The sequence below is a fragment of the Geomicrobium sp. JCM 19039 genome (assembly GCF_000698145.1).
Taxonomy (GTDB): Bacteria; Bacillota; Bacilli; order Bacillales; family Marinococcaceae; genus Geomicrobium_A.
This window is the reverse complement of record NZ_BAXB01000008.1, coordinates 150,450-161,118: the sequence shown is the minus strand read 5'-3', so window position 1 is coordinate 161,118 and position 10,669 is coordinate 150,450. Positions and strand designations below refer to the sequence as shown.

At 43.1% G+C, this 10,669-nt stretch carries 18 protein-coding genes; 10 read left to right on the top strand and 8 right to left on the bottom strand.

The annotated features are described in order from the left end of the window. Positions 1-360: 360 nt before the first annotated feature. The 3 genes from JCM19039_RS10260 to JCM19039_RS10250 all read left to right on the top strand — a co-directional run bounded on the left by JCM19039_RS10260 (position 361) and on the right by JCM19039_RS10250 (position 1,856). Entirely contained in the window at positions 361-558 is a 198-nt protein-coding gene (locus JCM19039_RS10260; RefSeq protein ID WP_042426752.1) for a hypothetical protein, read from the top strand. Between the two features lie 20 nt (positions 559-578). Further along, entirely contained in the window at positions 579-1,193 is a 615-nt protein-coding gene (locus JCM19039_RS10255; RefSeq protein ID WP_042426749.1) for a hypothetical protein, read from the top strand. Between the two features lie 93 nt (positions 1,194-1,286). Beyond that, on the top strand, positions 1,287-1,856 hold the full coding sequence (locus JCM19039_RS10250; RefSeq protein ID WP_238545003.1) for an SDR family NAD(P)-dependent oxidoreductase: 570 nt from the start codon (positions 1,287-1,289) through the stop codon (positions 1,854-1,856). 160 nt (positions 1,857-2,016) lie between these two features. On the opposite strand, the gene JCM19039_RS10245 is transcribed toward JCM19039_RS10250, so the two are convergent. Continuing rightward, the gene (locus JCM19039_RS10245) at positions 2,017-2,784 is read right to left on the bottom strand and encodes a MerR family transcriptional regulator (RefSeq protein ID WP_042426747.1); all 768 of its coding nucleotides are present in this window, start codon (positions 2,782-2,784) and stop codon (positions 2,017-2,019) included. Positions 2,785-2,914: 130 nt separating this feature from the next. Between JCM19039_RS10245 and JCM19039_RS27935 the strand changes: the two genes are divergently transcribed. Next, the gene (locus tag JCM19039_RS27935; RefSeq protein WP_373975417.1) at positions 2,915-3,550 is read left to right on the top strand and encodes an MFS transporter; all 636 of its coding nucleotides are present in this window, start codon (positions 2,915-2,917) and stop codon (positions 3,548-3,550) included. A 13-nt stretch (positions 3,551-3,563) separates the two neighbouring features. Then, complete coding sequence (locus JCM19039_RS27930) at positions 3,564-4,139, top strand: MFS transporter (RefSeq protein WP_373975415.1); 576 nt, start codon at positions 3,564-3,566, stop codon at positions 4,137-4,139. Between the two features lie 65 nt (positions 4,140-4,204). Here the strand turns inward: JCM19039_RS27930 and JCM19039_RS10235 are convergent, their stop codons facing one another. Beyond that, positions 4,205-4,678 carry an SRPBCC domain-containing protein gene (locus JCM19039_RS10235; RefSeq protein WP_042426744.1) on the bottom strand — a complete coding sequence of 158 codons (474 nt, stop codon included), beginning with the start codon at positions 4,676-4,678 and terminating at the stop codon, positions 4,205-4,207. A 142-nt stretch (positions 4,679-4,820) separates the two neighbouring features. Between JCM19039_RS10235 and JCM19039_RS10230 the strand changes: the two genes are divergently transcribed. Beyond that, the gene (locus JCM19039_RS10230; protein ID WP_042426742.1) at positions 4,821-5,555 is read left to right on the top strand and encodes an SDR family NAD(P)-dependent oxidoreductase; all 735 of its coding nucleotides are present in this window, start codon (positions 4,821-4,823) and stop codon (positions 5,553-5,555) included. A 50-nt stretch (positions 5,556-5,605) separates the two neighbouring features. Here JCM19039_RS10230 and JCM19039_RS25435 read toward each other — a convergent pair whose 3' ends face one another. The 6 genes from JCM19039_RS25435 to JCM19039_RS10210 all read right to left on the bottom strand — a co-directional run bounded on the left by JCM19039_RS25435 (position 5,606) and on the right by JCM19039_RS10210 (position 9,216). Beyond that, the gene (locus JCM19039_RS25435) at positions 5,606-5,878 is read right to left on the bottom strand and encodes a hypothetical protein (protein ID WP_238545002.1); all 273 of its coding nucleotides are present in this window, start codon (positions 5,876-5,878) and stop codon (positions 5,606-5,608) included. Between the two features lie 2 nt (positions 5,879-5,880). Further along, entirely contained in the window at positions 5,881-6,540 is a 660-nt protein-coding gene (locus JCM19039_RS25430; protein WP_238545001.1) for an MFS transporter, read from the bottom strand. Positions 6,541-6,551: 11 nt separating this feature from the next. Further along, entirely contained in the window at positions 6,552-6,812 is a 261-nt protein-coding gene (locus tag JCM19039_RS25425; RefSeq protein ID WP_238544743.1) for a hypothetical protein, read from the bottom strand. A 723-nt stretch (positions 6,813-7,535) separates the two neighbouring features. After that, the gene (locus JCM19039_RS10220; protein WP_042426739.1) at positions 7,536-7,811 is read right to left on the bottom strand and encodes a hypothetical protein; all 276 of its coding nucleotides are present in this window, start codon (positions 7,809-7,811) and stop codon (positions 7,536-7,538) included. Positions 7,812-7,924: 113 nt separating this feature from the next. Beyond that, positions 7,925-8,233: a hypothetical protein gene (locus tag JCM19039_RS10215; protein WP_042426736.1), complete on the bottom strand. Its 309-nt coding sequence runs from the start codon at positions 8,231-8,233 to the stop codon at positions 7,925-7,927. Positions 8,234-8,382: 149 nt separating this feature from the next. After that, on the bottom strand, positions 8,383-9,216 hold the full coding sequence (locus tag JCM19039_RS10210) for a LysR family transcriptional regulator (RefSeq protein ID WP_042426734.1): 834 nt from the start codon (positions 9,214-9,216) through the stop codon (positions 8,383-8,385). A gap of 60 nt (positions 9,217-9,276) precedes the next feature. Between JCM19039_RS10210 and JCM19039_RS10205 the strand changes: the two genes are divergently transcribed. From JCM19039_RS10205 to JCM19039_RS10195, 4 genes are all read left to right on the top strand, one after another. Beyond that, a complete protein-coding gene (locus tag JCM19039_RS10205; RefSeq protein ID WP_052398691.1) occupies positions 9,277-9,618 on the top strand; it encodes a multidrug efflux SMR transporter in 342 nt (113 codons plus the stop codon). Continuing rightward, complete coding sequence (locus tag JCM19039_RS10200; protein ID WP_052398690.1) at positions 9,618-9,932, top strand: multidrug efflux SMR transporter; 315 nt, start codon at positions 9,618-9,620, stop codon at positions 9,930-9,932. Before JCM19039_RS10205 ends, JCM19039_RS10200 begins: the two co-directional genes overlap by 1 nt. A gap of 85 nt (positions 9,933-10,017) precedes the next feature. Next, entirely contained in the window at positions 10,018-10,164 is a 147-nt protein-coding gene (locus JCM19039_RS27925) for a linear amide C-N hydrolase (protein WP_152550168.1), read from the top strand. Continuing rightward, the gene (locus JCM19039_RS10195; RefSeq protein WP_152550167.1) at positions 10,143-10,601 is read left to right on the top strand and encodes a linear amide C-N hydrolase; all 459 of its coding nucleotides are present in this window, start codon (positions 10,143-10,145) and stop codon (positions 10,599-10,601) included. The genes JCM19039_RS27925 and JCM19039_RS10195 overlap by 22 nt, the downstream gene beginning before the upstream one ends. Positions 10,602-10,669 lie beyond the last annotated feature (68 nt).

The following is a 10,669-nucleotide window of genomic DNA, read 5'->3' as shown; positions in this document are numbered from 1 at the left end:
TTTTAAACGTGGATTCGCACATAAACGCAGTCAACGGTCACAAATCGCGATATTTGTGACCGTTGAGAACCGAAAGTGCCTATTTTGAGGGCTGGATTGTCACATAAGTAAGAGGTCATCACATGCTGGTGCCAGGTGGTGACCAATGGTCACGTCTTTTTACCCTTCGGCAAACGTTTCCTGTGTTGACCGCAACCCTTGCAGTGACGAACAACGACCGGCAACGAAGTTTTCTAAGTGGAACGAGATGCACTTCAACAAACAATAGGTAGACGTTTGCCCGTAAAGACCGTTCTCAGTCATAGGGTTCAGTGCATTTCTTTCGTTCAACTTATATAGAATGGCTGCAGGAGGCTCGATATGAATTTCGAAGATTTACAAAAAAGGCGGGTTCGTCGTGCATTGATTATCGGTCATGTGATGGTGGCATTGTCCCTTTTGACTGGGTGGCTCCTCTATTTGTTTTCTGGTTCACCCTTTCTTGAAACCATGATGATGACTGGATTTACTTCTGCAATTTCGGGAGTAATTGCGTCTTATGCAGGGCACTTTGGCTAAAGCACTTAACGAAACAAGGGATGGCTTCCATTTCCGAAGAGGATTTGGAACGTTCGTCAAAGCCGTTACTCGAGAGCTCGAGGGTGATGGCGATGCGCGAAACCCATTGGCGATACGGCATCCATTTCTTTACCGTTAAAGGCAAACGGATGGCTTATGCCGAAGAAGTGAATCCAAAGAATATGATTTTCATTGCTTTATTACGCATCGTCAATTTACGAATTTGGATGCGGATGACCTTTTCCTTTCATCTATCTGAAACCGAACAGTACACAATTGAAAAGAAGTTCGGACTCGCTCCTTTCTATTTAAAAGATGACCGCGGAAATGTGTTAGCGAAGTTTACATACCGGTGGTACGAACTTCTCTTTTTGAAGATTCATCTAAAAAGTCCAGACGGTACATACGTTGCGCTGTTGAACGGAGGATTTTACGGGGATGTGATTAGTTTGCAGAGCGTTGAAGGAGAGGAATGGATGAGAATTAGAGTCGGCGGGGTACCCCAAGAATCATTGGCCTTATTCCCTAACGGGGGACACATCATTGACATTACTGAAGGGCTAGACTCCAATCGCCGATTGCTCGCGTTTGCATCGCTCGTCGCCATTCACTCGTTTTATACGTTGAAGGAGTGATTGTCTCTCCCCCTCGACCTTTTAATTGTTTAGAATTTTCAAATCTATGGTATATAAAGAAGTGAAATCATAGAAACAGAAGGAGGAAAGATCATGATGGGAAGGTTAGAAGGTAAAGTAGCGATTATTACGGGTGCTGCACGCGGCATGGGTGCAGCTCACACGAAGCGCTTTATTAGTGAAGGAGCGTCGGTCGTCTTTACAGATATTTTGGTTGATGAGGGGAAACAGCTACAACAAGAACTAGGCGAAAAGAGTCTCTTTATGAAGCATGATGTGACGAGCACGAGTGATTGGAAAGAAGTTGTGAAGGAGACGGTGGCAACGTTCGGAAACGTAGACATTCTCGTGAACAATGCCGGTATCGATGTACCTGAACAGGACCTTTTAGACGTTTCTGAAGAGCAATACTTGAAAGTGATTAGCGTGAACCAACATTCGGTGTTTTATGGTATGCAAGCAGTCACCGAAAGCATGAAACAGACTGGTGGATCTATTATTAATATCTCTTCTCTAGCGGGAATCATCGGTGCCAACAAAAAACTTGCGTACACTGCATCGAAGTTTGCTAGTCGAGGAATGACAAAAGCCGCAGCACTCGAGCTAGGTGCGTTTAATATTCGCGTAAATTCCGTACACCCAGCTTTATCGCCACCGACATGACCGAACATTTAATTAATGACGATTTAGAAAGTAGCTTCCCATTAAAACGCGCAGGCAAATTAGAAGAAGTGAGCGGCCTTGTCGTTTTCTTAGCGAGTGACGACTCTTCTACTCCACAGGTTCCGAATTTGTCGTCGATGGAGGCTCGGGGCTCAATGATCTATTTATGAGGGCATGAATTATTCACTGCCTCATAATACGCCTTCATTTCTTTATACATATAGTCAGCAAGATCCTCGGGAAAATAACTATTAAAGTCACGATTATAATTGGCAAGGAAATCTTCGTTTTCTACAATCGAAAAAAACTGTTTGTTGCTCGGAAACAGACGGTGCATATCTGTTAAAATATCTTGGACGTTCTCTTGATGCACATCGTCCGGGTGACGTACAGCTTTACGAATGGCTTGTAGTAAACGCCACACTTCACGGTCCATCTTGGCTTGAAGCTCTGGATCTTTCATGATTCTAAGTTGTTCTGTTAACAGCTGCTCAGATTGGAAGTGTTCTTCCAAAACTTTCACTTGCCGTTTTTCTCGTCTAAATAAATCCATCATAATGAACGCAAACTCATCCAATACTTCTTCAGATTGCCCTTCGATTTTGTAAAGCCGTTCCATACGAGCAATCACATCTAGCGTTTCGCTAATTTCTTCTTGTTTCTTTTCCATGAACGCTTTTTGTACGAGCAACAATTCTCGATTCGTGACATCCCCGTTTGTCATTTGTTCCTTCATTTCTTTTAATGATAATCCGAGGTGTTTATAGATCGTAATTTGTTGATAACGCTCCCACTCGACTCGTGTATATACTTTCTGTCCATAATCATTAACCTTCTTCGGACTTAGCAGTTCCATTTTATCGTAGTAACGTAACGTTCGAACCGTTGTATCCATTAACTTCGCAAACTGACCGATTGTCACTTCCATCTGCACAACTCCTTTCCTCTTATTGTATCCTGTTACGTAACGTCACAATCAATAAAAAATTTCATACTTGCGTACGACGTTACGTCACAGAATACGATAAATGTATTCCCACAGGAAAGGAAGAAAACTCATGGATCAATCCAAACCTACTTTGTTTAAAAATCGCGCTTTTGTTTTCTTATTCTTCGCTAGTCTTTTAGCCATCGTTGGTTTTAGTATGTTCTTTATGACGACCACGTGGTTTGTTATATCCGATTTAGGTTCGGCAGGCTCATTAGGCATCATCTTAATTGCCATTACTGTCCCCCGCATTCTCATGATGGCTTTTGGTGGTGTGATTGCTGACAAATTCAAAAAAACGACGATTATGTTTAGCACGAGCTCCATTCAAGGCGTTCTGATCGTTGCCGTCTTTCTTCTCAGCAACGCCGATCAACTCACGTTCACGTATCTTCTCATTATTGGGTTTATTTTCGGAACGTTAGATGCATTTTCTGGACCGGCAGGATCGTCATTAATCCCTAAATTGGTGGACAAAAGTCAGATCAAACAAGCGAATGCGATCATCCAAGGGTTAGGACAAATCGGCTTCGTCATCGGCCCGATTATCGCTGGAAGCGTCATGGAGTTTGGCGGCGTTACGACAGGGTATTCCGTCACAGCACTCATCGTGTTAGGTTCTGCCTTTTTCATGTTCCCACCGTTCTTTAAAAGAAGGCCCAGTCGAAAATACAGTAAAACAAACCCCACTCAAAGATTTAATTGAAGGGTTCAACTACGTGCGAGCCAGCCGGTTTCTCGTCACCGGAATTCTTATTCTAATCACACTGAATTTCTTTGCTTTCGGTTCAATCTCGATCGCTATTCCTATTTTAGTTGAAACGTACGGCGGTTCTCCGATCAACTTGAGTTACATCGAATCCGCGCTCGCCATCGGTATGCTCGTGAGTACCGCTATTATCGGGACAGTGAAGATCCGCAGGCGGGGGTTGACATCGATGCTCGGATTAATTGCGACGTTACTCGTGGCCTTTGCCTTTAGTCAGATTCCAAGTTTATTCATCTTAACAGGATTGGCGTTTATGTTAGGGTTTTCAATGACGTTTGTCGCCATTCCGTTCTTTACATCCGCACAAGAAGACACCGATCCTCGCATCATGGGACGGGTGATGAGCATTGTCTTCTTAGCGATGAATGGATTTGACCCGCTTGCTTATGCCGGTGTGACACTTCTCGTCGCTCGAGGCATTGATATTCAACTCGTCATCTTAACGTTTTCACTCATTGGTTTGTTCATTGCCATCATCACCTTCTGGCGCGGCAAGACATTCAGAAATTACACGTCAGAATACTAATTTCAAAAAGACGACAGGTGTATGTGACCTGTCGTCTTTTTTTTCTTTAACTCGCTACAAGAAGGTCACGTAACAAACTTCGCTAAATTTTCTAATGTTGAGGTTAACCCGACTTGATGATCTTCTTTACGGATTCCATTTGGAACATCTTCGCACACGACGGTGACCTTTGTGCCTTCTGAGAGAGATTGAATGAGCCATTTCTGTGTCATCTCCCCACTGTACGCTGGGTCAGTTGATTCAAACATGACGATTTGTACGATACGCTCATTCGGGACCAATTCTACAAATTTCCCTTGATAGACATCTGTATTTTCAGACGTCTTCCCAGTGAACGATGCTTGATCGTAGGTGAGGATCATTCGGTACGTCCCACCTACTTGAGCGTCAAAGGTGTCGACCTGACCAGACATCCCTTCAGGTGGAAGCCATGAAGCGAATAATGCTGGATCTAAAAATGCTCGATAAATCGTTTCTGCATCTGCCATGATGATCTTCGATGCTGTATCGATTCGTTTTTCTCCGTTCCCATCTACCATTATCATATCCTCCTTAATATTCACTGTCATTCATGCTAAAGTATGACGAGGTCTGGATGAATACACTCGGATCGATTAACGTATAAGCGATCATTGTTATACCCATTATAGCAATGACATACAAACTTCGGAGGAATAGATGATGCCTAACCTAACCAATCACGTAATCTTTGTTACTGGCGCGAACCGTGGCCAAGGCCGAGCCATTGTACAATATCTTCATGAGAATGGGGCAATCGTTGCCGTCTCTGCTCGGAATTTACATGACGCAGAAAAGGTAACAAGTGAATTAGGGAATAGAAATACTTTCGCTGTACAGTTGGACGTTACAAGTGAAGAAAGTTGGTTAGCGGCTACTGAAAAGGTCATCGCCGCTTACGGACGCATTGATGCACTCGTGAACAACGCTGGTTTACTTAAAAGAGAGACATTTATGGATACGACAACCGCTCACGTCAATGAAATGATGAAGGTGAATTTCATGGGTGTGTTTCATGGGATGCAAGCGGTAATTCCACATATGAAACAGCAGCAAAAAGGCTCGATTATTAACAATGTTTCTGTTTCTTCCTTTGCCCCAATTCCACACTCTTCTGCATATGCCTCAACAAAAGCTGCGGTTGTTGCGATGTCAAAAGCAGCTGCGACTGAACTAGGGCCTTTAGGAATACGTGTCAACATGATTCATCCAGGAGCGATTGACACGGACATGGCAAAAGTGACGACGTCCACATCTGATTCATACGAAGACGTTCCCCTCGGGAGAATGGGGACACCTACCGAAATTGCTAAAGCCGTTGCCTTTTTAGCATCGGATGAGAGTTCATATTGCACAGGATCAGAGCTAATCGTTGATGGGGGCATGACCCTACATTAAACACTTGTCCATAAAAAGAGCTTCCCTCATCTAAGCGAAGCTCTTCGCTTTTATACACGCTGATAACTCTTTCCTTTTAATAAGACCACTACACCCATGAGCATGGCAATAACAGCAAAGGCGAGCAATACATGTTGAATCGATAATCCACCTTCGATGAGCCATGGAATGACACCGTAAGCAATCGGATCAAATCCATTCATCGCTAAATAGACGAGGCTCATTACACGCCCGATTAACTTTGGGTCTGTTGATTCTTGGACACTCGTGAAAAACGGAATGGTCACTATCGGCATCGCTAATCCAATGAAAAAGACAATCATCGTTAACCAGAATAAGTCGGTAAACTGGCTGAAAATGAGGAGGACGAGAGCCGCTCCGAGTAATCCATATATCGAGAGCTTTCCGCGGTTTTTAATTTTGACGAACCCGGCGATGGCCGAGCGATCACCATGCCAATGCCTAAACTAACTTCTAAATAGCTTAAGTTTATCGGCGTTCCACCGTAGTAATCAACGACAAGAGGCATCGCTACAATGATTGCGCCCATCACAAAGAAATTGTATGAAATTAAGACGCCAATTCCGATTAATAAAAAGTTCGATCGAACCACATAGTGAAACCCTTCTTTCAAATCAAGAAGTGGCGTCTGCTGTACTCGTTTTTCAGCAGGAGCTTCTTTAATAAACGGTGGGAAAACAAGCACGGTCGACAGCAATACCAATCCAGTTGCAACCGAGTAGCTCGTTGATACATTTCCAAACTCCATAGAAACACCGGCAAGGAGCGGACCCAATATAAAAGCGACTTGATCCGTTCCTTGGAATAGTGAGTTTGCCCGTTGCGTCTGTTCTTTCGTCACGATTTTTGGAATCATTGACGTTTTTACAGGTCCAAAAAACGCGTCAATCGTACCGAAAAATAGCGTCAATACGAGCAATAACAGAAAGGTCATACCATCTAGTGCCACAACATATGAGATCACAGCTAGAATGATCACTTGGCTACGTTGGCGCTAAACATAATTGTCGTTTTCTTAAACGTATCGGCCAGCACCCCGCCAAATACCATCATGATCAATCGAGGAACAGTTGCCGCAATCAAGATGATCCCGAGCTGACTAACAGACCCAAGATCGGTCACGACATACCACGTCGTTGTCGTAATAAACATGCTGTAACTAGCAATCGTCAAAAATCCTGCAAATAACAACAAAACAAAAGTTCGGTTGCGTAATAAAGGGTTTGTGTTTTCCATTTTCAATTCTCCTCTAAGTGAACGTAACTTAGAGAACATGTACAACATCTCAGTCGTTTCATAAAAAAAGACCACGCTGAACTCAGCATGGTCTTAACGTTCGTTTTTGAACAGTAAGGCGATGTGGTCTGATGTTCTCTACTAATAAATGTTGGGACGTATAATTGCGCATACGAAACTAAACTCCAAGTCTATGGAGCAATTTCCGATCTGTCCCTATGCAATTCGCTTTATTAGTTTTGAACATCCAGTAACATGCATACACCTCACTTCAGTGATAACATACACTCTATCATATGCAATACAGCTAGGCTACCGTAGAACATGGGCTAATAATGCTAGATGAAATGAACTAAACCTTTTCCTTATAAGCACAATTAGTTATTGCTTTCCACTGCTGGTGGATGGTTGCATGCAAATTACAAGGGCAACATCGGTGGCTAAAAATCGTTCACCGTGTTTTCTTGACACTCCAGAAAAGAAGGGCGACATTCCCTCGCCGCTTCAGTGTGTGGAAAGAAGTCCAAATGCCCCATATATTCATTTATGTGACACTTGAGAAAGAAAAATCATCATTTTAAACGTGAATGCGCACATAAACGGAGTCAACAGTCACAAACCCCGATATATGTGACCGTTGAGGCCGAAAGTGCCCGGTTAAAGGGTTGAATTGTCACATAAGTAACAGGTCATCACATGCTGGTGCCAGGTGATGACCTGCAATCACGTCTTTTTACCTTCGGCAAACGTTTTCCGTGTTACCCGCAACCCTTGCAGTGACGAACGACGGTCATAACGAAGTTGTCGACGTGAGATGAACTGTAACAGACGATCGGTAGGCGTTTGCCCGTAAAGACTGATCTCGGTCATCGGATTCAGTGCATTTCTTTCGTTCAACTCATATAGTGAATTTCCCCAGTTATTGGTTGTGTTAATTTCTTCTATACTGCCAGCGTCATCCGGGAGTGTTTCAACATACGTCCCTTCCCTTTGGGTCAACGCACCACTCCATGTCAGTATACGAACCAAAGAGATTACGCTCTACTATCTTGCCGAAACAAGATCCTGGGTTCCCCCAAGTATGCCTCAGCCGAAACAAATCCCACATTTTTCTACTCCGAGTATCCAAGCAACATGCCACCGAACGTGAACACACTGTAGAGAAGTGTAAATAACACAAACAATGTTCCTGTTCCGCTCACTTTCACGTCTCGAAATAGCATGAGCGTCGCACCGACAAACCAGATGACGATAAAGGGAACAAGTTCCGCTCGCACGCGCCACTCAAACGTATTGTCGTAATCCTCAGCAATGATTCCCGACCCTGCAAACATAAACAAGGGCACGGTAAACACGAACGTGATGAGCAAGAAAGGAATCTTGAAGAAAAGCGATCCAATGATCGGCTTTATTCGGTCCATTCGTTTTCATTCCCTCCGCTAACTAAAAAGACTTTATTCCTATTATAACACCGCAGATGAAATTTTCAAAATTATATATCACTACCATAACTTTACGTTATGACCTAAAGTCAAATATGTATTTCTCACCGACGTTGACCTGCTCTAAACTAGTCTACAAACAGTTTTTTGAGGGATTGCAAGGTCTCAACATTGTTTGCATAAAGGTACATGTCTCTTCGTATCGGCGTATCTTTAATCGGTAAAAAAGTGACGCCTTTGTATTCAATTTTGTTCACAACCATGGCTGGCAAATACGAGACACCATACCCTTTTGAGACTAATCCCATTAAGGAGTGGTATGGCATTTCTATAATTTCAGGCGACTGTTCGTAAACATTCATCAGTTGACGAATCTTTTTATACAGAGGGCTAACCGCAGCAGATAAGAGCTGGGTGTGAGCGAAGCAATCTTTCATGTTAATGGGTGCACCTTTGGCCGGTTTGTACTTCGTTGGGAATGCAACATAAAAGTCCTCAGCAAACAACCATGCCGATGAAAGTCCTTCTTCATTGGCGTGGTCTTGAACGATCGCTGCATCAATCTCACCCTTCTTAATCAGTGGCAATAAATCCAACGTATCTTCTTCGATGTGTTTCATGTGAATATGCAGACGGGCAAACCGGTCCACATAGTCAGGGAAATAATACGTCGTCAAAAACGGGTCACTTCCCATATTAATGATCCGATCTGATCGGTATTTATTCATCACAAAGCGCAGTTCATTAAGCCCGGGCTCAATGTCTTTTAAAAACTGCTGCCCTTTTTCCGTTAGCTCAATTCCATAAGAAAAGCGAATGAGTAGCGGAAACCCTAATTCAGCTTCTAAACTTTTTATTTGTTTCGTCAACGCTGGTTGTGAAATAAACAACTTAGTTGCCGCCCCAGTAATACTCTTTTCCCGGGCAACCATACGAAAGTACTCTAATTTTTGTAGATTCAAAAAGAAACCTCCTAGAATCTATTGAACGTAACTCTATTATAACCAAAGTAGGAATGCGCTGTGCAGAAGAAAATGATTGTTTTGTTGTTCGTTGGCATCGTTATTGAAGTGATTGGCACCTTGCTTATGGGCGTGTCTGAAGGCTTTAGCCGGATTCTACCATCCATGCTCGTGTTCATTTGCTATGTACTCGCCGTCCTCATTAGCATGGTCGTTCTCACCGAGATGGAAGTCGGATTTTATAATGCGGTTTGGTCAGGACTATCAACAACACTCGTCGTCTTGTCAGGAATTCTATTCTTTGAGGAATCGATAAACACGTTAAAGCTCGTCGGCGTGATCTTCATTATTGCGGGTATTCTTATGCTGAACTTCCGTCGAGAAAAACAGGTGGTGTTCTAATGATTGGTTATGTTTTTTTAAGTTTTGCTATCCTTTTATCCGTCGCAGGAAACGTCTACATGAAGTTGTCGAATGGGTTCAGAAATACCCCAGCAACAATCGCTGCGCTCATCTTGTATGCGATCGTGCCTGTCCAACTAATCCTTGCGGTTCAGTATATGGAAGTGGGCATTGCTTATGCCATATGGGCAGGCAGTGTGATCCTTCTTGTTGCTGTAATCGGAATTCTTTTTCTACAAGAAAAACAGGATCTACAAAAAATTTCCGCACTTGCATTGATTGCCGTAGGGGTCAGTGTATTGCAAGCGTCCTAGAAATTGAACCGAGTATCATAACAAGGCGACGGCGATCATAAAATGTGTGAGTTAGCCTCACATACAAAGGACGGTGATATGCAAAATGTGTACAGCAGCGACGGTGAATATGAAAGATAGGAATCATTTTTTGGCGCGGAACTTTGATTTTTATGACCTTCCGACTGACTATCAAGTGTACATTCTGCCTAGAAATTATTCGTGGAAAAAATGCAAGAAAATCGCCGCATAACAAGTCAAAATGCCTCTCTTTCATCTATCCAGCCTAGTGAAGATGTCGTTTGGGGAAATTATCAGCTTGTAAAATCACCTGAATTACTTGCTGGCAACTTCGGTATCCCCGGTGACTATACATCCCCTTCCCGCTATGTCCGAGCCGCCTTTCTTAGAAATCATATTGAGCAAGCAGAGACAGAAATGGATGGGTTGAGAAATGCCATTCGCATTCTTGACTATTGCTCCGTCGCAAAAGGTGCCGATATTGAAGATGGAAGACCTTCATACACTTTATACACAAGTGCGATGTGCAGCCAAACCGGTAATTACTATTACCATTCATATACGAACAATCAAATTAATGCAGTGAACCTCTACCGTGAAAATCTGGATGGATCTGCGCCCATTAGTTATCATGTCCCGCACGAGCAAAGTGTTCGTTATCAAAACTAACATTTATAAATAAATGCGAACGGCACACATTTCCTATATACGGATGTGTGCCTTATTCTTGAATGCAC

Coding starts and splice junctions, on each gene's coding strand:
- JCM19039_RS25435 (WP_238545002.1), bottom strand. CDS start 5,878: ATGATTGTCTTTTTCATTGGATTAGCGATGCCGATAGTGACCATTCCG.
- JCM19039_RS10195 (WP_152550167.1), top strand. CDS start 10,143: ATGCAAGAAAATCGCCGCATAACAAGTCAAAATGCCTCTCTTTCATCT.
- JCM19039_RS10260 (WP_042426752.1), top strand. CDS start 361: ATGAATTTCGAAGATTTACAAAAAAGGCGGGTTCGTCGTGCATTGATT.
- JCM19039_RS10245 (WP_042426747.1), bottom strand. CDS start 2,784: ATGGAAGTGACAATCGGTCAGTTTGCGAAGTTAATGGATACAACGGTT.
- JCM19039_RS25425 (WP_238544743.1), bottom strand. CDS start 6,812: ATGGAAAACACAAACCCTTTATTACGCAACCGAACTTTTGTTTTGTTG.
- JCM19039_RS10255 (WP_042426749.1), top strand. CDS start 579: ATGGCTTCCATTTCCGAAGAGGATTTGGAACGTTCGTCAAAGCCGTTA.
- JCM19039_RS27935 (WP_373975417.1), top strand. CDS start 2,915: ATGGATCAATCCAAACCTACTTTGTTTAAAAATCGCGCTTTTGTTTTC.
- JCM19039_RS10235 (WP_042426744.1), bottom strand. CDS start 4,678: ATGGTAGATGGGAACGGAGAAAAACGAATCGATACAGCATCGAAGATC.
- JCM19039_RS10250 (WP_238545003.1), top strand. CDS start 1,287: ATGATGGGAAGGTTAGAAGGTAAAGTAGCGATTATTACGGGTGCTGCA.
- JCM19039_RS10230 (WP_042426742.1), top strand. CDS start 4,821: ATGCCTAACCTAACCAATCACGTAATCTTTGTTACTGGCGCGAACCGT.
- JCM19039_RS10215 (WP_042426736.1), bottom strand. CDS start 8,233: ATGGACCGAATAAAGCCGATCATTGGATCGCTTTTCTTCAAGATTCCT.
- JCM19039_RS10200 (WP_052398690.1), top strand. CDS start 9,618: ATGATTGGTTATGTTTTTTTAAGTTTTGCTATCCTTTTATCCGTCGCA.
- JCM19039_RS27925 (WP_152550168.1), top strand. CDS start 10,018: ATGTGTACAGCAGCGACGGTGAATATGAAAGATAGGAATCATTTTTTG.